16 protein-coding genes are annotated in these 21,025 nt (G+C 63.5%); 7 read left to right on the plus strand and 9 right to left on the minus strand.

Annotation, left to right across the window (positions count from 1 at the left end; genetic code table 11):
• Positions 1-79: 79 nt before the first annotated feature.
• The 3 genes from AC19YX_RS28370 to AC19YX_RS28380 form a co-directional block, all read right to left on the minus strand.
• Positions 80-520, minus strand: coding sequence for a carboxymuconolactone decarboxylase family protein (locus AC19YX_RS28370; protein WP_020295525.1), 441 nt, complete (start codon positions 518-520; stop codon positions 80-82).
• A gap of 107 nt (positions 521-627) precedes the next feature.
• Entirely contained in the window at positions 628-2,070 is a 1,443-nt protein-coding gene (locus AC19YX_RS28375) for a mechanosensitive ion channel domain-containing protein (protein WP_500607578.1), read from the minus strand.
• 139 nt (positions 2,071-2,209) lie between these two features.
• Entirely contained in the window at positions 2,210-3,082 is an 873-nt protein-coding gene (locus AC19YX_RS28380) for a pirin family protein (protein WP_500607579.1), read from the minus strand.
• Between the two features lie 219 nt (positions 3,083-3,301).
• Here AC19YX_RS28380 and AC19YX_RS28385 point away from each other — a divergent pair, with 219 nt between their 5' ends.
• Entirely contained in the window at positions 3,302-3,838 is a 537-nt protein-coding gene (locus tag AC19YX_RS28385) for a PaaI family thioesterase (protein WP_500607580.1), read from the plus strand.
• A 238-nt stretch (positions 3,839-4,076) separates the two neighbouring features.
• Positions 4,077-4,880, plus strand: a complete 804-nt coding sequence (gene dkgB, locus AC19YX_RS28390) for a 2,5-didehydrogluconate reductase DkgB (protein WP_500607581.1) — start codon at positions 4,077-4,079, stop codon at positions 4,878-4,880.
• Positions 4,881-4,934: 54 nt separating this feature from the next.
• On the opposite strand, the gene AC19YX_RS28395 is transcribed toward dkgB, so the two are convergent.
• Entirely contained in the window at positions 4,935-5,363 is a 429-nt protein-coding gene (locus AC19YX_RS28395) for a chemotaxis protein CheY (RefSeq protein WP_078473952.1), read from the minus strand.
• A gap of 599 nt (positions 5,364-5,962) precedes the next feature.
• On the opposite strand from AC19YX_RS28395, the gene AC19YX_RS28400 reads away from it, so the two are divergent.
• Positions 5,963-6,277, plus strand: a complete 315-nt coding sequence (locus tag AC19YX_RS28400; RefSeq protein WP_500607582.1) for a hypothetical protein — start codon at positions 5,963-5,965, stop codon at positions 6,275-6,277.
• 29 nt (positions 6,278-6,306) lie between these two features.
• Here the strand turns inward: AC19YX_RS28400 and AC19YX_RS28405 are convergent, their stop codons facing one another.
• The 4 genes from AC19YX_RS28405 to AC19YX_RS28420 all read right to left on the minus strand — a co-directional run bounded on the left by AC19YX_RS28405 (position 6,307) and on the right by AC19YX_RS28420 (position 12,831).
• Positions 6,307-7,023 carry an MgtC/SapB family protein gene (locus AC19YX_RS28405; protein ID WP_020295518.1) on the minus strand — a complete coding sequence of 239 codons (717 nt, stop codon included), beginning with the start codon at positions 7,021-7,023 and terminating at the stop codon, positions 6,307-6,309.
• Positions 7,024-7,368: 345 nt separating this feature from the next.
• Entirely contained in the window at positions 7,369-10,134 is a 2,766-nt protein-coding gene (gene mgtA / locus AC19YX_RS28410) for a magnesium-translocating P-type ATPase (protein WP_201131801.1), read from the minus strand.
• A 745-nt stretch (positions 10,135-10,879) separates the two neighbouring features.
• Entirely contained in the window at positions 10,880-12,217 is a 1,338-nt protein-coding gene (locus tag AC19YX_RS28415; protein ID WP_078473949.1) for a lysine N(6)-hydroxylase/L-ornithine N(5)-oxygenase family protein, read from the minus strand.
• A 131-nt stretch (positions 12,218-12,348) separates the two neighbouring features.
• Positions 12,349-12,831 carry a sigma-70 family RNA polymerase sigma factor gene (locus AC19YX_RS28420; protein WP_500607583.1) on the minus strand — a complete coding sequence of 161 codons (483 nt, stop codon included), beginning with the start codon at positions 12,829-12,831 and terminating at the stop codon, positions 12,349-12,351.
• Positions 12,832-13,158: 327 nt separating this feature from the next.
• Between AC19YX_RS28420 and AC19YX_RS28425 the strand changes: the two genes are divergently transcribed.
• From AC19YX_RS28425 to AC19YX_RS28435, 3 genes are read left to right on the plus strand one after another with little or no spacing between them, the layout of a single operon-like run.
• Complete coding sequence (locus tag AC19YX_RS28425) at positions 13,159-14,331, plus strand: efflux RND transporter periplasmic adaptor subunit (RefSeq protein WP_500607584.1); 1,173 nt, start codon at positions 13,159-13,161, stop codon at positions 14,329-14,331.
• Positions 14,332-16,302, plus strand: a complete 1,971-nt coding sequence (locus tag AC19YX_RS28430) for a MacB family efflux pump subunit (protein WP_500607585.1) — start codon at positions 14,332-14,334, stop codon at positions 16,300-16,302.
• Between the two features lie 7 nt (positions 16,303-16,309).
• The gene (locus tag AC19YX_RS28435) at positions 16,310-17,704 is read left to right on the plus strand and encodes an efflux transporter outer membrane subunit (protein ID WP_500607586.1); all 1,395 of its coding nucleotides are present in this window, start codon (positions 16,310-16,312) and stop codon (positions 17,702-17,704) included.
• 151 nt (positions 17,705-17,855) lie between these two features.
• Here AC19YX_RS28435 and pvdP read toward each other — a convergent pair whose 3' ends face one another.
• Positions 17,856-19,478: a pyoverdine maturation tyrosinase PvdP gene (gene pvdP / locus AC19YX_RS28440; protein WP_500607587.1), complete on the minus strand. Its 1,623-nt coding sequence runs from the start codon at positions 19,476-19,478 to the stop codon at positions 17,856-17,858.
• 186 nt (positions 19,479-19,664) lie between these two features.
• On the opposite strand from pvdP, the gene pvdM reads away from it, so the two are divergent.
• Complete coding sequence (gene pvdM, locus AC19YX_RS28445) at positions 19,665-21,020, plus strand: pyoverdine-tailoring dipeptidase-like protein PvdM (protein WP_421549524.1); 1,356 nt, start codon at positions 19,665-19,667, stop codon at positions 21,018-21,020.
• Positions 21,021-21,025 lie beyond the last annotated feature (5 nt).

A 21,025-nucleotide genomic window follows, 5' to 3' on the forward strand; every position in this document is an offset into this window, starting at 1 on the left:
TCGGGCGCGCAGGATATAACACAATGTCCCTCGGCGGCAGGGCGGCCTGCGCCGCAGGTGCCCTGCCCGGGCCGTTCGCTTATGCCTGCGGCAGCTTGCGGAAGCCCACGGCCAGGCGGTTCCAGCTATTGATGGTGGAGATTGCCACGGTGAGGTCGACCATTTCGCTGGGGCTGAATGCGCTGGCCAGCAGCTCGTAGTCGGCGTCCGGGGCGTGGGTCTGGCTGATCAGGGTCATCGATTCGGTCCAGGCCAGGGCGGCCCGTTCGCGCGGGGTGAAGAACGGCGCCTCGCGCCACACCGACACCGCGTACAGGCGGCGCTCGGTCTCGCCACCCTTGCGCGCATCGGCGGTGTGCATGTCGACGCAGAAGGCGCAGCTGTTGATCTGCGAGGCGCGCAGCTTGACCAGCTCGATCAGCGATTTTTCCAGGGGCAGTTTCGACACCGCGTTTTCCAGGGCCATCATGGCTTTGAGGGCATCGGGCGAGGCGGTGTAGAAATCGATACGAGGTTGCATGAACGTGCTCCGGTACAAGTGAATGTGCCGCTACGTTAAGCCCGCCACCGCTGCCGACCCATATCCAATTGTGACAAAGATGAGGTGGCCAATCGGCCACCGCCGGCCTAGGTGTGGCTGCGCAACCACTGCATAAAGCCTTTTTTCGCCGGGGTCGGGGGCAAGTCGGCGGTCAGCACCTGGGCACTGTGCAGGCGCAGGTCGAGCAGGTTCTTCATGGCCTCGCCGATATCCTGGCGCGCTTCCAGGCACGGCTTGAGGTAGTCCTTCTCGATGCGGTACAGGCTGCAGAAGGTCTTGGCGCTGAAGTCCGCCGGCACCGACTGCTCGGCCAGGATCCCCGCTTCGCCGATCACCTCCCCCGGCCCCATGCGCCCGGCCTCGAACGGCACGCCGGCGCGGCTCAGGGTCACCGAGACCACGCCCGACTCGATGATGAACAAATGGTCGCTGACCTCCCCCGCCGGCAGGATCATCGCCCCGGCGCGGAAGGTCTGCAGGTGCATGTTCTGGCTGAAGGTGTCTTTTTCCTCCTGGCGCAGGGTCGAGAAAATCGACGAGCTTTCGAGCAAGGCCCGGGGCCGCGACAGGTTGCTGGGGGCGGCGCTCTCGCCAGTGGACAGCAGGCTCACCCCGGCGGTCTGCAGGTGGCGAAACGCCAGGTCATACAGCTGATTGCGCACCTCGCGCTTGAGCCCCATAGAGGCCACGAAGCCACTGATTTCGTACTCGATGCCGGCGCTGCCGGAGCTTTTGAGGGCCACGCTGGGCGCCGGGGTCGCCAGCAACTGGCGACAGCCGAGCATCGCCCGCTCCAGTGCCTCGATCACCCGGTGCGGCCGGGCATGGGGGCTGACCTGCACACTGATGGACACCCCGTGCATATCGCTGGGGCGGCTGAAGTTGATGATCTTGGCCTTGGCCGCCAGGGAGTTGGGGATCACCGCCATGCTGCCCTGGGCGGTTTGCAGGCGCGTGGCGCGCCAATCGATATCGGTGACCCGGCCTTCGGTGCCGTCGATGGAGATCCAGTCATCGAGCTGATAGGGCTTGGTGGTGTTGAGCACGATCCCGGAAAACACATCGCTGAGGGTGCTCTGCAACGCCAGGCCGACAATGATCGCCACGGCCCCGGAAGTGGCCAGCACGCCCTTGACTGGCAGGTCGAGCACGTAGGCCAGGGCGGCGATGATCGCGATCAGGAAGATCACCGCCCCCAGCAGGTCCTGCAACAACCGCCCGGTGTGGCCGACCCGCTGCATCATCAGGGTGCCCAGAAGCACGGTCAGGGTGCGTGCGCCAAACAGCCACCAGCCAATCTGCAAACCGGTGGCCGCCAGGTGCAGCGGTACGTTCTCCGGCCAGGGTGCCGGCTGCATGGGGTTCATGCCTTCGTTGAACAACAGCAGGCTGAACAACGAGAAAATCAGCACCCTCACCGCCAGTTGCCACCGGCTGCCCCGGCTTCCGATCAGCCGCCACAACACAATGTCGATAAAGATCAGCGCCAGGGCGCAGAGCAACGGGTGATCGGTGAGGACAGACGGCATCGCGCAACTCCAGCAAACCAGTGGCGCGAAGATCGCACACCACCTGCAGCAGCAGGTATAGCTGGAAATAAAAAATCCGGGGAATGGCGGGAAGGCGGGCTGCGGCGCGGGGCTCAGGCCCGGCCGCAGCGATGGCTACCTAGTGCGCGGCGTCCATCCGGCCAAAGCCACCGGACTGGAAGTCGATGAAGGCCTGGTGGATTTCCTGCTCGCTGTTCATCACGAACGGGCCGTGGCCGACGATGGGCTCGTCGATCGGCTCGCCGCTGAGCAGCAGCACCACCGCATCGTTGTTGGCCTCCAGGCTCAGTTGCTGGCCGTCGCGCTCGAACAGCACCAGTTGCCCTTCGCGCGCCAGTTCCTGGCCATTGACCTGGACCGTGCCATGCAGCACCACCAGGGCGGTGTTGCGCCCGGCGGGCAGGTCCAGGGTCAGGGGCTTGCCGGCGTTGAGGCGGATGTCCCAGACGTCGATCGGGGTAAAGGTGCGCGCCGGTCCCTGTTGCCCGGCGAACTCACCGGCGATCAGCCGCAGGTTGCCGGCGTCGTCAGGCAGGCTGATGAGCGGGATATCGCCATCGATCAGGGTCTGGTAGCCGGGCGCGGCCATCTTGTCCCGGGCTGGCAGGTTGACCCACAACTGGACCATTTCCAGGGTGCCGCCACGCTGGGCGAAACCCTGGGAGTGGAACTCCTCGTGCAGGATGCCCTTGGCGGCGGTCATCCACTGCACGTCGCCGGCGCCGATGTTGCCGCCGCTGCCGGTGGAATCGCGGTGCTCCAGTTCGCCCTGGTAGACGATGGTCACGGTTTCGAAACCGCGATGGGGGTGCTGGCCCACGCCACGGCGCTCGGTGGTCGGGCTGAACTCGGTGGGTGCGGCGTGATCGAGCAGCAGAAACGGGCTGATGTGCTGGCCCAGGTTGTCGTAGGAAAACAGCGTGCGAACCGGGAAACCATCGCCCACCCAATGTGCTCGGGGGCTGGTGTAGATACCGATGATGTTCTTCATGGCGGGCCTCGAAGGGGTGGATAAAAACCGATGCGCCACCTTAAAGCAGCGCCCCGGGGCGCACTAGACGGCAAAAATCAGTTACTGCGTTCCATGGAGAGGACGATGGTGCACGCACCCCCAGCTTCCGACCTGTGGCGGTTTTGACACTGGCCGATGAAATATTTCGAGCATAATATTCACCCCTCATCGTCCTGTCCGCTCCCAGAGGAAATGCCCATGCAAAGCCCATCCCGTGATGCCACCCTGGCCCAATGGATCGCCCAGGAGCAGGCCATGCGCGCCCGCCTGGCCGGGCCCGGGAGCCTGAGCCTGGCCGAAGTCAGCGCGCTCTCGCCCAGTGAATTCTTCGAAGGCATCGGCAATGGCGAACTGCCCTCGCCGCCGATTGGCAGCCTGCTGGACTTTATCCCCATCGAATGGTCGGCCGGGATGTTCCTGTTCCAGGGCACACCGGATTCACGGCACTACAACCCCCTGGGCAGCGTGCACGGCGGCTACGCCGCGACCCTGCTCGACTCGTGCATGGGCTGCGCGATTCATACCCAACTGAAAAAGGGCCAGGGCTATACCACCCTCGACCTGCGCATCAGCTACGTCCGCGCCCTCACCGGCAGCAGCGGCCCGATCCGCGCCGAAGGCAAAGTCGTGCACCTGGGCCGCTCCACCGCCCTGGCCGAAGGGCGCATCTACGATGTGGATGGGCGCCTGTATGCCACGGGGTCGACCACCTGCATGATCTTGCAGCCGCGGTGAAGACGGCTGTGCCACCAGGCTGCGCTGGCCATGACAGGCGCTGTGCACATCCGGGGTATCTCCGGCGTTATTGAGGGACTGCGCAGCCTAGCGGCAGCGGCTACAGGTGCGAGTCTGGATGCGGGCGGACGATGGATTCGTGCGTGGGGGGCAATATTGCTTTGCCCGACCTTGGGTTTTTCTTCGGGCGGCAGGTGCGGATACTCGGGGCATTCCCACCACACTTCAGGAGTTTCTTATGTCTGTACCCGCCTTTGGCCTTGGCACGTTTCGTTTGCAGGGCCAGGTTGTGATCGATTCGGTGAGCACGGGCCTGGAGCTGGGTTACCGGGCAATCGACACCGCGCAGATTTATGACAACGAAGCCGAGGTCGGCGAGGCCATTGCCGCCAGTGGCATCGCCCGCGACCAGCTGTTTATCACCAGCAAGATCTGGGTCGCCCATTTCGCCGCCGACACACTGATCCCCAGCCTCAAGGAAAGCCTGCGCAAGCTGCAAACCGACTACCTGGACCTGACCCTGATCCATTGGCCCTCCCCCGATGACCAAGTGCCGGTCGAGGAATTCATGAGCGCGCTGCTGGAGGCCAAGCAACTGGGGCTGACCCGGCAGATCGGCATCTCCAATTTCACCATCGACCTGATGCAACAAGCGATCAAGGTCGTCGGCGCCGAGCAGATCGCCACCAACCAGATCGAGCTGCACCCCTACCTGCAAAACCGCAAGGTGGCGGAGTTCGCCCGCCGCGAGGGGATCCAGATCACGTCCTACATGACCCTGGCCTACGGTGAGGTGCTGAACGATCCGGTGATCCAGCAGATCGCCACGCAGCATCAGGCCACGCCGGCGCAGGTGACCCTGGCCTGGGCCATGCAGCTGGGTTATGCGGTGATTCCGTCATCGACCAAGCGCGCCAACCTGCAAAGCAACCTGGGCGCCTGTGACCTGCGCCTGACCGAGGACGACATGGCGCGCATTGCCGGCCTGGAACGCGCCCATCGCCTGACCAGCCCCGCCGGCCTGGCGCCACACTGGGACTGAGCCAAACCCCAGGGTGCTGACGCAGGCCCTGGCCGTTTTCGCTGGCGCAGGTGGTTAAAAAGCGTGCAGCTTGCGCTGGCTGTTGAGGCTGGCTTGCTCCAGAGAGGGGTCGACCCAGGCCATCAGGCGCTTCAGGCTTTCCCGGTCCGGCAGTTGCTGCTGGTTGAGCTGGATCTTCTGCTGACGGCGCGACAGCACCTGGGATTGCTCCAGGCGTTGCCCGTCGTAGATCAATGCGTGGTTGATCTGAGGGTTGTCCAGACAAAAGGACAGCAGATCGAACTGGGCCTGGCCCACAAACGCGGCACTGATGATCAACAGGTCGAACGGTTCACACCCGTACTCCACCAGGGTCAGCAACTCTTCCAGGTGGTGAACCGGGGCAATCCGGAAATAGCGCAGCTGGTTCAAGTCCCTTTCTATTTTCATGCGATTGAAGTGCTGCTCATCGGCAATCAGGACACGCAAGGTTTTATTCAACATTTTTTGTCAGACCGTGACGGTTAATTCAGCGGGATGAACGTTCTAGCTCCCTAGAGATCCGGGCAGAGGTTATGCAAGTCGATAGGGGTTTGCTGTAGGAACAATCTGAAAAGCGATTATAGAAACCTCATACCCGCGGCCCCTTTCAAAGACCCGAAAAATTCACTTAGGTGCCACCCCGACAAAACAAAAAGTCCAAGCGCCCCGTAGCAAGCGTCAAGTTTCAAGCTCCACGCGAGTTGGGGCTAGGGGCTGGGCGAGTGAATTGTCGCTTTGTTTTGTAAGGCTTTTCCTAGAGAATCCCAACGGTCATTTTTGGGTGCTGCGGGCTCTTGTTCTGTATCGGGTGGGTGGCTAGTCTCCGGGTGTCGTTGCACATCAGCGATCGGGTTTAGCAGCTCGTTGGGTATATGAACGCTTGGTACGCACATGACTTGTCCGACTTTTCCAGTCAGGACAGGCACTGTTATGGCGGCTATGTGTGGGGCACCTTCGGGTGCGCCGGGTTCCTATACCTCCGGTCTGCTAACCCGCACATGGCTGCCACCTTTCGTTTAGCAGCGAGCGAGGGCAGCCCCACCGGTATAGGAGCTGCACCCATGAAAAAACTCGTTCCCGATCCCCCCTCTTTCCTGACCGATGCACTCGGCAGCCCCGCCAGCCGCACTTTTGGCTGCCGCGATGCCCGGCAGCGTTCGCTGTTGGCGATTCGTGAAGGGTTCAATGCTGAAGAGGCACTGATCCAGGTGTCGCAGCTGCTGTTGAGCGCCGAGGAGGTGTCGGATGAAATCAGCAGCGCCAGCGGCGTCGAGCGGGGCCTGATCTGGTCGATGATCCATTGCGTGGAAACCGCGCGGGCCATTGTCGACGCGCTGCTCGACGGGGCCAAGGTCAAGGCCGGCAACGTCCCCTGAGCGCTTGAATCGCGAACGGTGACCGCGTTTCACTCGGTGGTGCTCGGGCTCCAGAACGCCTGCTGCACCAGCGGCGAGGTCGACAGCCGCGCCACCAGAGCATCGAGTTCGTCACCGTCGACCGAGGTGGTGGCCAGGGTCGCTTCGATCTCCACCTCCTCGCTGCCAAAGGCATGCACGTCGACGTCGCTGGCCGGGTAGTTGCTGCGTTCAAGCTCGGCTTCCAGCAGCGCCAGTACCGCCTTTTGCCGCGCGCGCTGGGCGATGACGTAGACGATATTGGTGACCTCGGCGGAAATCACATCCAGCGGCTGGCGGTTGATGTTATTGACGATCGGCCGCAGCAGGGTGTTGGCCGCCAACACAAACAGGGTGCCGAGCAACGCCTCCAGAATCAGGTCGGCACCGGCGCACGCCCCGACACCCGCCGACGCCCAGAGCGTGGCCGCGGTATTGAGGCCGCGCACATTGCCCTCCTCGCGCATGATCACCCCGGCCCCGAGAAACCCGATGCCCGACACCACATACGCCACCACCCGCACCGCACCCTCGGCGCCGCCCAGGCGGTTGGCCATGTCGACAAAAATCGCCGCCCCCACGGCCACCAGCACATTGGTGCGCAACCCGGCCGTGCGCTGGCGATACTGGCGCTCGAAACCAATCAAGCCACCGAGAACAAACGCCGCGCTGAGGCTGACCAGGGTGTCGACCAAAGAGGTCAGGTTGATGTTGTCGATGGCTTGCATGGGCAGGGTCCTTGTGCGAAATGGCAAAGCGGCGTGGGCCACTGTGCCAGGGGCAGATGAACATCTGTTGAAGGGGAGCCTGCGTCTATTGTGGCAAAGAAATGCACAAGCCCCTTTGTGACGAGGGAGCTTGCTCCCGCTGGGCTGCGAAGCGGCCCCAAAACCGGGCGACAAGGTGTATCAGGCACTACTCAGTGAGCTGGTTTGGGAGGGCTGCGCCCTCCAGCGGGAGCAAGCTCCCTCACCACAAAAGCTGAAGCCTGCCCCAACCCTCTTGCCGCTTGCCGCTTGCCGCTTGCCGCTTGCCGCTTGCCGCTTGCCGCTAAAAGCTCGCAGCTGCTCCTCTTACTGCCAACCAAAGCGCCGCACATAGAAGCCCTTCACCGCCTGGGTCAGCGCCATGTACGCCAGCAATATCACCGGTAAAAACACAAAATACAGCGACGGCAGCGCCTGCAATTTGAAGTAGTGCGCCAGCGGGCCCATGGGCAGGAAGATGCCGACCGCCATGATGATTCCGGTCATCACCATCAGCGGCATGGCCGCGCGGCTTTGCAGGAACGGGATTTTCGGGGTACGGATCATGTGCACGATCAGGGTCTGGGTCAGCAGCCCGACCACGAACCAGCCGGACTGAAACAGGGTCTGGTGGTCCGGGGTGTTGGCGTCGAACACGTACCACATCAGGGCAAAGGTGGTGATGTCGAAGATCGAGCTGATGGGCCCGAAAAACAGCATGAAACGCCCGACGTCCGCCGGCTGCCAGCGCTGAGGTTTTTTCAGCATTTCTTCGTCGACGTTGTCGAAGGGAATGGCAATTTGCGAAATGTCGTACAGCAGGTTCTGCACCAGCAGGTGCATCGGCAACATCGGCAAAAACGGAATGAAGGCACTGGCCACCAGCACCGAGAATACATTGCCGAAGTTCGAGCTGGCGGTCATTTTGATGTACTTGAGCATGTTGGCGAAGGTCCGGCGGCCCTCCAGCACGCCCTCCTCCAGCACCATCAGGCTTTTTTCCAGGAGGATGATATCGGCAGCCTCTTTGGCGATATCCACCGCGCTGTCCACCGAAATACCGATGTCGGCGGTGCGCAGGGCCGGGGCGTCGTTGATGCCGTCGCCCATGAAGCCGACCACATGCCCGTTGGCCTTGAGCAGGCGGACGATGCGCTCCTTGTGGGACGGGGTGAGTTTGGCGAAGACGTTGGTGGTTTCCACCGCCAGTGCCAGCTCGGTGTCACTCATGCGTTCGACGTCGTTGCCCAGCAGCAGGCCTTGCTGCTCCAGACCGACCTCGCGGCAGATCTTGGCCGTGACCAGCTCGTTGTCGCCGGTCAGCACCTTGACCGCCACCCCATGCTCGGCCAGGGCCCGCAGCGCCGGGGCGGTGCTTTCCTTGGGCGGATCGAGAAAGGCCACGTAGCCGATCAGGGTCAGGTCCTGTTCATCGGCCAGACTGTAGGTGTCGCGCCCCGGGGCCATGGCCCGCGCGGCCACGGCCACCACTCGCAGGCCTTCGCCGTTGAGCCCGGAAGTGACCTGACGGATCCGCGCCAGCAATTCATCGCTCAGGGTCTCTTCGGATTCGCCATGGCGCACCTTGTTGCACACCGCCAGTACCTCTTCCACCGCGCCCTTGCAGATCAGCAGGTGCGGATGTTCCTGCTCGGCCACCACCACCGACATGCGGCGGCGGGTGAAGTCGAACGGGATCTCGTCGACCTTCTGGAAGGCGGTGCCGACTTGCAGTTCGCGGTGCACTTCGACGTGCTCCAGCACCGCCACGTCCAGCAGGTTTTTCAGGCCGGTCTGGTAGTAGCTGTTGAGGTAGGCCATTTCCAGCACGTCGTCGGACTCCAGGCCCCAGACATCAACGTGCCGGGCGAGGAAGATTTTGTCCTGGGTCAGGGTCCCGGTCTTGTCGGTGCACAGCACGTCCATGGCGCCGAAGTTCTGGATCGCGTCCAGGCGCTTGACGATGACTTTTTTGCGCGACAGAAACACCGCGCCCTTGGCCAGGGTCGAGGTGACGATCATCGGCAGCATTTCCGGGGTCAGGCCCACGGCGATGGAAAGCGCGAACAGCAGCGCCTGCATCCAGTCGCCCTTGGTGAAGCCGTTGATGAACAGCACCAGCGGCGCCATCACGAACATGAAGCGGATCAGCAGCCAGCTGACTTTATTGACCCCGGTCTGGAACGAAGTGGGCGCGCGATCGGTAGCGCCGACGCGCTGGGCCAGGGCGCCGAAATAGGTGCTGTTGCCGGTGGTGAGGATCAGCGCGGTGGCGGAACCTGAGACCACGTTGGTGCCCATGAACAGGATGTTGTCCAGGTCCAGGGGGTTGCTGGTGCCTTCGTCCTGCTGGCGGGGGAATTTTTCCACCGGCATCGATTCGCCGGTCATTGCCGCCTGGCTGACAAACAGGTCCTTGGCGCTGAGTACCCGGCAATCGGCGGGAATCATGTCGCCCGCCGAGAGCACGATCAGGTCGCCTGGCACCAGTTGCTTGATCGGCAGCTCGAAGGTCCGCGCCCCGCGGTTGGCCAGGGTCGCGCTGGGCAGACGGGCCGCCGGTATCGCGGCGTCGGGGCTGAAGTCGCGGCGGATTACGGTGGCGGTGTTGCTGACCATGGCTTTCAAGGCATCGGCGGCCTTGTTCGACTTGGCCTCCTGCCAGAACCGCAGCAGGGTCGAAAGCACCACCATGGAGAAAATCACCGTGGCGGCCTTCATGTCTTCGGTCAGCCAGGAGATGACCGCCAGCAGGGTCAGCAGTAGGTTGAACGGGTTTTTATAGCAGTGCCACAGGTGCACCCACCACGGCAGGGGCTGCTCGTGCTCGACCTCGTTGAGGCCATGCCGGGCCTGCAGGCTGTCGGCCTCTTCCTGGCTCAGGCCGTCGGTGTGGCTGCCGAGGCTGTCGAGCAGGGTGGTGGCATCGCTGTTGGCCGCGCCGACCAGGGTTTGCGCGAGCGTCGGCGGCACTTCCCGGCTGACGCTGGCGTCGCTGAAGCTTTCCAGCAGCGCCAGGCGGCGAAAATGCCGGGAGAAATGCCGGGTCCGCAGAAAGCCGGCGAAAAACTCTTTCAACAGAGTGAGGTTCATGGTCGTGCCCCTAGCGGTCAGCGCAGGGAAACCCTTTGGCAGGCACAGCCACACCCCACTGGAACGACGCCCAGGCGGTTGCGGCCCGCAGGATTGAACCTGCGCGTCCGTGGCACGAGTCAGGCTTGGGGCCTGGCATCACGCACTGTTCAGAGTCGTTGAGAGAGACATCGAAACGCGGCCGGAGCTGGCCGCGATCGGGGGTGCCGCTTCTCGCTACACGGCGAGACAACGGCACAAGAAGCTGCGCGTTATCGAGCCGAGAATGCGCCGGTTATCGCAACCGGCCGACTACTGTCACTCGAACAAGTCCCCACTCCGGGTCTCCGCTATTGATGAAATCGCGCGCAGCTTACGCCGCGATATTTCGAGAGTAAATCAATAGTCGGAGTCTGATATTGCAATCAGATAGTTCTTCAGGGGAGGTTCAGGAAGAGAAGGACAAACAGCAAAATCGATCACCTATCGCGCACAAAAAGCAGTCCTGTGGCGAGGGAGCTTGCTCCCGCTGGAGGGCAAAGCCCTCCCAAATATTCCACTGCAATCGGTGCTAAAAACCCCAAGTACTTCAGCCCCCTGGTGGCTCGCACTGGGGGGCAGCCGACGCTCCAGGGCGGCGCATGCCCAACACCGCAATACCGCGTTTGTCAGGCACACCGCTCCCCCCTTGTTTGCGACCGCTGCGCGGTCGAGCGGGAGCAAGCGCCCTCACCACAAGACCTCTGGGCCTGCTCACTGGGGCCGATCAGCTCGCGGTGGCCAGCAACACATCCCTGACCGAACGGCTATGGCCACGGCTCTTGCCATGTTCATACAGGGAGCCGGCGATTTCCTCGGCGCGGATCGGCAGGATCGACAGCAGCGTGTCGCTCAAGCCGTGGCTGGCCTGGCTGAAGCCCTGCATATAGATGCCGGCCTTGCAGCGCTCATCGGTGAGCACGCGGTAGTTGCGGTCGACTTCGAACTCGCCCAGGTACTCCTGCAACGGGGCCAGCAGTTGACGGTGCATCTGCCGCTCGTAGCCGGTGGCCAGGACCACCGCGTCGTAGTGCTGCACCGAACGTTCGCCGGTGGCGTTGTTGCGCAGCACCAGTTCCACGCCTTGGGCGCTGGCAGTGGCTTGCTCGACGGTGGTCAGGGTGCGGAAGGCGTGGCGGGCGACCCCGGAGACTTTCTGCCGGTAGAAGATGCCGTAGATGCGTTCGATCAGGTCGATGTCGACCACCGAGTAGTTGGTGTTGTGGTACTCGTTGACCAGGCGCTCACGCTCGCTGCTGGCCTGCTGGAACACCAGGTCGGTGAATTCCGGCGAGAACACTTCGTTGACGAACGGGCTGTCGTCGGCCGGCTTGAGCGCCGAGCCGCGAATGATCATGTCCACCTGCACTGACGGGAAGCTGTCGTTGAGGTCGATAAAGGCCTCGGCCGCGCTCTGCCCGCCACCGATGATCGCGATCTTCATCGGCTGGCCGGCAACACACGGCTGCTCGGCCATGCGCGCCAGGTACTGGGAATGGTGGAACACCCGAGGGTCATCCTTGAGCGCCTGGAAGGTTTCGGGGATCCGCGGCGTGCCGCCGGCGCTGACCACCACCGAACGGGTGGTGCGCACCTGCTCCTGGCCCTGGGCATCACGGGAAATCACCCGCAGGGCTTCAACCTGCTGGTTGTGCAGCACCGGCTCGATGGCCAGCACGTCTTCGCCGTAGCGGCTCTGGCCCTGGAAGTGCGAGGCCACCCAGCGCAGGTAATCGTTGAACTCCATGCGGCACGGGTAAAAGGTGCCGAGGTTGATGAAATCCACCAGGCGCCCGTGGTGCTTGAGGTAATTGACAAAGGAGTAGGGGCTGGTGGGGTTGCGCAGGGTCACCAGGTCCTTGAGGAACGAGATCTGCAACTCGCTCTGGGTGACCAGGGTGTTGCCGTGCCAGCGGTAGTCCAGTTGCTTGTCGAGAAACAACGCGTCCAGCGGACCTTGAACCTGGCCACGCTCCTCCAGGGCAATGGCCAGCGCCAGGTTCGAGGGGCCGAAACCAATACCAATCAAGTCGTGAACGGTGGCCGATGCAATTGCCTGTGTCATTTCCAGTGTCCTCTGGATAAGCCCCTCAACGCGGGGAGAAAGCGACGGTGACCTGGTCGGCCCATGGCAAGACAGCAGGTCGTCTGTTGAGTAGGAACGAGGACAATGAAAAAAAATTTAACCCAGGGGGATCAGTGGGTGTCCCACTGACGCACGCGCACCCGGCAATGCTTCATGGCGTTGACGATGTGTTTTTCCACCAGGCTGCGGGAGATTCCCAGGCGCTCGGCGATTTCCGGGTGCGACAGGCCTTCGAGCTTGCGCAGCAGGAAACTGTCGCGGCACAGGGGCGGCAACTCGGCCAGGGCGCGTTGCAGCATGTCCAGGCGCTGGCTGTGGTCCATACCGGTTTGCGGCGAGGGGCTGAAAAAACGCTCTTCGTTGTCGAGCACTTCCAAGGGCTCGGACTGACGCAGCGCGTTGCGCCGATGGCCGTCGATCACCAGGTTCAGCGCGGTGCGGTAGAGAAAGGCGCGCGGCTGCTCGATGGGGGTGTCGCTGGCGCGTTCCAGCACCCGCACATACGCGTCATGCACCACGTCTTCGGCCACCTGGCGGTTGCCCAGCTTGGCGTTGAGGAAACTCACCAGCTCGCGATAGTAGTTTTCCAACATGACTCCCGCCCCCAAAAAAAGAGGGACTTTTGTCCTTGAGTAAGACGCTCCGCCAGGGCTTGTGCAGGGCATCAGAATGATGGCAGCTTATAAGCAACGCAATTTATAGTAATTCTCATGTAGATTTAAAGCGCTAACGCTGTGCCCGACGTTTATTTTGTGAATCCATACCTGTAACCCTATGTTTCCGGGCTTAAATCCGCTCCGCCGAACTTCGTATACTTGACAGCCCCCGTGTCTGCCGACCCTTCCGGCAGCGTCCAGCGGCGCCCCAGCTCGGGCAACACCTGGACCACGGGCCGATTTTTCCATTGGCCGGAACCCTGCATGAAACGTCCCCGTCATACCCGACGCGCACTGCTTGTAGCACTTTGTCTGATCCCCGTTATTGCCGTTGCCGCCTGGCAGATCCTGCCCGCAGGGCGAGATCAATTTGCCACCGTACAGGTCAGCCGGGGTGACATCGAAAGCAGCGTGACCGCCCTCGGCACCTTGCAGCCCAGGCGTTATGTGGACGTCGGCGCCCAGGCCTCCGGGCAGATCCGCAAGATCCATGTCGAGGCCGGCGACCCGGTCAAGGAAGGCCAGTTGCTGGTGGAAATCGACCCCGCCACGCAACAGGCCAAGCTCGACGCCAGCCGTTTCTCCATCGAAAACCTGCAAGCCCAACTGCAGGAACAGCGCGCCCAGCACCAGTTGGCCGAGCAGAAGTTCCGGCGCCAGCAAAACCTCGCCGCCGGCGGCGCCACCCGTGAAGAAGACGTGCAGACCGCCCAGGCCGAACTCAAGGCCACCCAGGCGCGGATCGACATGTTCAAGGCGCAGATCCGCCAGGCCCAGGCCAGCCTGCGCAGCGACCAGGCCGAGCTTGGCTACACGCGGATTTATGCGCCCATGGACGGCACCGTGGTCGCGGTGGACGCCCGCGAAGGCCAGACCCTCAACGCCCAGCAGCAGACGCCGCTGATCCTGCGGATCGCCAAGCTGTCGCCGATGACGGTGTGGGCCGAGGTGTCGGAGGCCGATATCGGCCACGTCAAGCCGGGCATGACCGCCTACTTCACCACCCTGAGCGGTGGCAACCGGCGCTGGACCAGCACCGTGCGCCAGATCCTGCCGATCCCGCCCAAGCCACTGAACGAAACCGCCCAGGGTGGCGGCAGCCCCAACAGTTCGAGCAAAAGCGGCAGTGGCCGGGTGGTGCTCTACACCGTGCTGCTGGATGTGGATAACAACGACAACGCGCTGATGGCGGAAATGACCACCCAGGTGTTCTTTGTCTCCAGCCAGGCACAGAACGTCTTGACCGCCCCCATTGCCGCCCTGCAGGGCAGCACCGCCGCCGATCGGCAGATCGCCCGGGTAGTGGCGAAAAACGGCGCCATCGAGGAGCGTGAAGTCCGGGTCGGCATCAGCGACCGCCTGCGGATTCAGGTGCTGGACGGCCTGAACGAAGGCGATCACCTGCTGATCGGTCCGGCCGAAGCCAGCGGAGGTTGAATGTTGACCCCGCTGATCGACCTCAGGAACATCCGCAAGTCCTACGGCGGTGGCGACACGCCGCAAGTTGATGTCCTGCGCGGGATCGACCTGTCGATCCACGCCGGCGAATTCGTGGCCATCGTCGGCGCTTCCGGCTCCGGCAAATCGACGCTGATGAACATCCTCGGCTGCCTGGATCGCCCGACGTCCGGCGAGTACCGCTTCGCCGGCGAAGACGTGGCACAACTGGGCAGTGACGAGCTGGCCTGGCTGCGCCGCGAGGCCTTCGGCTTCGTGTTCCAGGGTTACCACCTGATCCCCTCGGCATCGGCCCAGGAAAACGTCGAGATGCCGGCGATCTACGCCGGCACCCCCGCCGCCGAGCGCCATGCCCGCGCCGCTGCCCTGCTCGAACGCCTGGGCCTGGCCAGCCGCACCGGCAACCGTCCGCACCAGCTCTCCGGCGGCCAGCAGCAACGGGTGTCGATTGCCCGGGCGCTGATGAACGGCGGCCATATCATCCTCGCCGACGAACCCACCGGCGCCCTCGACAGCCACAGCGGCACCGAGGTCATGGCCCTGCTCGACGAGCTGGCCGACCAGGGCCACGTGGTGATCCTGATCACCCACGACCGCGAAGTCGCCGCCCGCGCCAAGCGCATCATTGAAATCCGCGACGGCGAAATCATCAGCGACACCGCCGACCGCCAACCGGGCGTCCAGGCCAGCGTCAACAGCGGCGCCCTGCAGGCGGTGGACCTGCGCCAGCGCCTGGCCGACGGCAGCGAACACAACGGCGCCTGGAAAGGCGAACTGGTGGACGCGGTGCAAGCGGCCTGGCGGGTGATGTGGGTCAACCGCTTCCGCACCGCCCTGACCCTGCTCGGGATCGTGATCGGCGTGGCCTCGGTGGTGGTGATGCTGGCGGTGGGCGAAGGCAGCAAGCGCCAGGTCATGGCGCAGATGGGGGCGTTTGGTTCGAACATCATTTACCTCAACGGCATCTCCCCCAGCCCCCGGGCACCGCGCGGTGTGGTCAGCCTCGACGACGTCCGCGCTCTGGCGAGCCTGCCCCAGGTGAAAATGATCATGCCGGTCAACGGTGACGACGCCAATATCCGCTTCGGCAATGTCGACTACGAGGTCTATACCGGAGGCAGCAACACGCTGTTCCCCGAGATTTTCAACTGGCCGGTGGTGGAAGGCAGTTTCTTCTCCGAAGCCGACGAAGCCAGCGCCGCGGCGGTGGCGGTGATCGGCGAAAAGGTCAGGGAAAAGTTCTTCACCGGCATCAACCCCATCGGCCAGTACATCCTGGTCGAGAACGTGCCGTTCCAGGTCATCGGCGTATTGGCCGGCAAGGGCGCCAGTTCAGGAGAAAAGGACAGCGATATCCGGGTGATGATTCCCTACTCGGCAGCCAACATTCGTCTGTTCAGCTCTCCCAACCCGATGTACGTGGTGATCGCCGCCGCCGATGCGAAAAAGGTCAAGGAAACCGAAAAGGCCATCGATGAACTGATGCTCAAGCTGCACAAAGGCCAGCGTGACTTCGTCCTGACCAACAACGCAGCGATGATCCAGGCCGAAGCCCGGACCCAGAACACTCTGTCGCTGATGCTCGGTGCCATCGCCGCGATTTCCCTGCTGGTGGGCGGTATCGGGGTGATGAACATCATGCTGATGACCGTGCGTGAACGGACCCGGGAGATCGGTATCCGCATGGCCACCGGCGCCCGTCAGCGAGACATCCTGCGCCAGTTCCTCACCGAGGCGGTGATGCTCTCGGTGGTGGGCGGCCTGACCGGTATCGTCCTGGCTATGCTGTTGGGCGGCTTGCTGATCGTGGGTGATGTGGCCGTGGCCTTTTCCCTGCCGGCCGTGCTGGGCGCCTTTGGCTGCGCCCTGGTCACCGGGGTTATTTTCGGCTTCATGCCGGCTCGCAAAGCTGCCCGGCTTGATCCGGTCACAGCCCTTACCAGTGAATGACCATTCTATGAAAGCGCAATTGACCCTACTGGCCGCCAGCCTGCTGCTGGTGGCCTGCGGCGGCACCGCCCCGCGTCCGGAGAGCGGCCTGCAGGCGCAGGCTTCGTGGTATTCGTCGACCGACGTCACCACCCAGCGCAGCAACCAGCAGTGGTGGACCCAGTTCGCCAGCCCCGACCTCGATCGCCTGATCGAACAGGCCCGAGGCGGCAGCTACGACCTGGCGGCCGCCATCGCCCGCGTCCGCCAGGCCCAGGCCAGCGCCGTGGTGGCGGGCGCGCCGCTGCTTCCGGAGATCAAGGGCGGGCTGAATGCCAATCGGCAGAAACTGTTGCGAGGCAACGGCTACAGCCAGCTGGATGCCGACAGCGACAACAAGGCCGTGGACTATTTCGACGCCAGCCTGAGCGCCAGCTACGAAATCGACTTCTGGGGCGGCAAACGTGCCGCCCGCGACAGCGCCGTGGAAGGCGTGCGTGCCAGCGAATTCGACCAGGCCACCGTGGAGCTGACCCTGCTCAGCGGTGTCGCCAACAGTTACACCCAGGCCCTGGCCCTGGGCGAACAGCAACGGATTGCCGAACTGAATCTGGCCAACGCCCAAAGCGTGCTGAGGCTGGTGCAGACCCGCTACGACTCGGGCTCCACCACCGCCCTGGAACTGGCCCAGCAAAAAAGCCTGGTGGCCGCCCAGCAGCAACAGTTGCCGCTGTTCAGGCAACAGGCTGCGGAGGCGATGATCACCCTCGCCGCCCTGCTCGGCCAGCCCGTGCAGGCCTTGCAACTGGGCCCGCAATCCTTCGCCGAGCTGCGCTGGCCGGAGATTGCCGCCGGCGTACCCAGCGAGCTGCTGCAGCGACGCCCGGACATTGCCGGGGCCGAAGCCCGACTGGCCGCCGCCCAGGCCGATGTCAGCGTGGCCCGCGCCGCCATGCTGCCCAGCGTGACCCTGACGGCCAACCTGGGATCGGGGGCCAACAGTGCCGGGGATATCCTGCGCAGCCCGTTCTATAACCTCACCGCCGGCCTGGTGGCCCCGATCTTCAACAACGGCCGCCTGAGCGCCGAGCGCGACAAGGCCAAGGCGCGCCAGGAGGAGTTGCTGGAGACTTACCGCGGCACGATCATCAACGGCTTTGCCGATGTCGAGAAAGCCCTGAACAGCATCAGCGGCGTCGACCAGCGCCGGCAGTGGCAGGACGAAGAACTGAACCAGGCGCAGATCGCCTTCCGGATTGCGCAAAGCCGCTACCAGGCCGGGGCGGTCGACCTGCTGACCGTCCTCGAGACGCAACGCACCCTCTACGCCGCCCAGGACCTCAACGTGCAACTGCGCCTGTTGCGCCTGCAAGCCAGCATCGCCCTTTACAAAGCCCTGGGCGGCGGCTGGCAAACCCTGTAGCCGCTCTGCGCTGCCCGGGATGGGCGCCGCGGGGTGTCAGGAATATGAGGGCTATCTGACAGGGCCAGCGTCCGAACGCGGCCCGAGCCTCCGGCAGCGGCTACAGGTGGACGCCACTGGGCGTGAGGCAGATGAGGATCACCCGCAGCAACTACGCAGGCGTGACCTTGAGGTGGCGCGCGTACCAGGGGCGTTGCGGGACTTTGCGGAACAGCTGGGCAAGCCGGTCCTTGTCGCTGCCGAAGGTGATGCGCAGCGCCAGTTTCATGGTCTCAGGGTCCATCTCCATCGACTTGCCTGCCTGCAACCCCGGCGTGGTGCTGCACCCATGGGTCACCGGGCCCAGCCACGGGTCACCGACCTCGACCCAGCGCCCCTGGGCGAACCAGGGCACACCGTTGACTTCCAGCCGCGTCACTTCACCCGGATGAAAACGCTCATGGGCTCGGAACCAGTCCTCGACGCGGTCGTCGATCCAGCCATGGAAATGCCAGAACACCGGGTTCACATGGGAGGAGAACGGGTCGCCGAGAAAATCATTTTCCGGCTCGAACCAGCGCGCGGCGAAATCGTCCGGATTGCGCGCCTTGGGCACCGGCGCGCCGTTGGACGGGTCACGCGGCACCGAGGCCCAGCGCATGTGCAGCCAATCGTGCAGGCCCAGTTCGACCTCAGAGCCGAACTGACCCAGGGTCAATTTCGCCAGATAGGCCGGGTCACGGTATTGCGACTCCCAGACCTGGAAGTTGCTGTTGTAGGTCTCGGCACTCTTGATGTCACTGACCCACTGCGTGTACTCGGCATCGTCTTCAGCCAGCCAGGTCGGCGGCAAGGCATAACCATCGTGATTGTCGAAGTAGCGCGCGAAACCCGCGCGGTCGCGCAGCAGTTCCGGCTGCGGCATCGGGAAGCGGCGCCAGGACGGCAGAGGCTGCAGGGAACGAGCAGTGCCGAGCATGTGCCGATGCATGAAAAAGAAATCAATCCCGGACCCGTTGCGGTCCTTGCGCAGGCCACGAGCGTCACGTTCCTGGTCCCGTGGCCCAGGTTGCCAGCCAATGCCGCGCAGGCCATTGCGACGCTCTTCGGACAGCTCGTGCCATTGATCCCGGGAGGCATGCCACAGCTGGTGAAACAGACGGTGCTCGGGTGACACCAGCCAGGCCAGCAAGGCCGGCTGCAAGCCGATCCGCTCACGGGCCTCGGGAAACACCTGCTTGACCGCAATGAAACGGTTGTCCTGTTCCAGCAAGGCCAGGGGCCGATCCAGGCTCAGCACTCGCCCGCTAAGGGTGCCACTGCCGGCATTGCCGAAACTGGCCCAGACCTCATCCAGCACCATGCGAAATTCATAGCTGGGTGCCCCGTCCACCGCGTTCGGGTCGATCAGGCGCCAGCTCAGTTGAGCGGGATCGGCCGGCGCCAGGTCGCCCAGCACCTGAAAACGAGGCTCGTCTTCACCACGCAGGCGCTGCGCCGTATCCAGGTAGCCACGCAGGCCGCGTCCGCGCGGGGCAATGTCGAGAAACAGCTCCAGGCCTTCTTGAGGAAGGCCTTGGAGCCCGGCATCGCGACCTTCGAAGCGCAGGCTCCAGACGCCGCGCAAGGTGTCCGCCAACTGGCGCCCGGCCGTGTCCGGCAGGTCGACGCTGGCCTCCCCCGGGGTCACGGGTTCATCGACCCGGGTCAATTCACGATGGGCAAAGTATGCCGCGGGCACGGCAGCGCCCGTCAGTGCCAAACCGGCTATGAAGCCTCGTCGAGAAATCGTCATCGCCCTACCTGTGTCAGCCATGAAGCAGGCTTTATCCAAGCTAGAACGTTGAGTTGGCGAACAAATTTAGGGCGTCGGCGCCGGTACGCCGATGCCCAGTAAATTTGTCCGGCCACCGCTCGTTCTTCCCAGATAGCAAAGGCCCCATGCACCCGCACCTCAACGGCGAACCTGACTGAGATGGCAATGAAAAAACCGCGTTCGAAGAAGGCTCTTTATATCGGCCTGCCTCTGGCCCTGGCTGTGTCCATCGGTGCCGGCTTCCTGGCCTGGAACTACCTGTGGAAGGACAACCCCGGTTACCCGCTCAAAGTGATGCACCAGGCGAGCGAGTTGCAGGAGCGGATCATTTCCTTTGATAGCCATATCTCCATCCCGCTGGACTTCGGCGCCGAAGGCAACGAAGTCGACAAGGACGGCTCGGGGCAGTTCGACCTGGTCAAGGCCAACCGTGGACGCCTCTCCGGCGCAGCCCTGACCATCTTCGGCTGGCCGGAAATGTGGAATGGGCCTAATGCCCCACACCGCCCGACTCCAGGTTTTGTCGACGAAGCCCGCAACCAGCAGGAGATTCGCTACAAGATCATTTCCGGCATGGTCCGCGACTTCCCCAACCAGGTGGCCATCGCCTATACCCCGGACGATTTCCGCCGCCTGCACGGCGAAGGCAAGTTCGCGATTTTCATCAGCATGCTCAATGCCTACCCCTTGGGTAATGACCTGAACCTGCTGGACCAATGGGCCGCGCGCGGCATGCGCATGTTCGGCTTCAGCTATGTCGGCAACAACGACTGGGCCGACTCGTCGCGGCCCCTGCCCTTCTTCAACGACTCGCCGGACGCCCTCAACGGCCTGTCTGCCATCGGCCAGCAGGCGGTGCACCGGCTCAATGATCTGGGGGTAATCATCGACGTCTCGCAGATGTCGACCAAGGCCCTGGAGCAGGTAATCCAGCTCAGCCGCAGCCCGATCATCGCCTCGCACTCGGCGCCACGGGCCCTGGTGGATATCCCGCGCAACCTCAGCGATCACGAGCTGCAACTGATCAAGGACAACGGCGGGGTGGTGCAGATTGTCGGCTTCCCGGCCTACCTGAAGCCCCTGAGCCAGCCGACCCGAGACAAGCTCAACGCCTTGCGCGCGCGCTTCGACCTGCAGCCCCTGCCCAACCTGGCCTTTGCCCTGATGCCCGGGGACCCGATCATTACCGTCTGGCCCGAGCAGCGCTTCGGCGAGTACGCCAATGCGCTCTACGCCATTCTCGAAGAAGAGCCCAAGGCCACGCTCAAGGACCTGGGGGACGCCATTGACTACGCAGTGAAGAAGATCGGCATCGACCATGTCGGCATCAGCTCGGACTTCAACGAAGGCGGCGGCGTGCAAGGCTGGAAGGATGTCAGCGAAATCCGCAATGTCACCGCCGAGCTGATCACTCGCGGCTACTCCGAAGCCGACATCGCCAAACTCTGGGGCGGCAACTTCCTGCGCGTGTGGGATCAGGTGCAAAAAGCCGCCAAACCCATCAAGCCTTCCGCCGAGTAGATCGC

The organism is Pseudomonas sp. MF09150 (assembly GCF_059862355.1).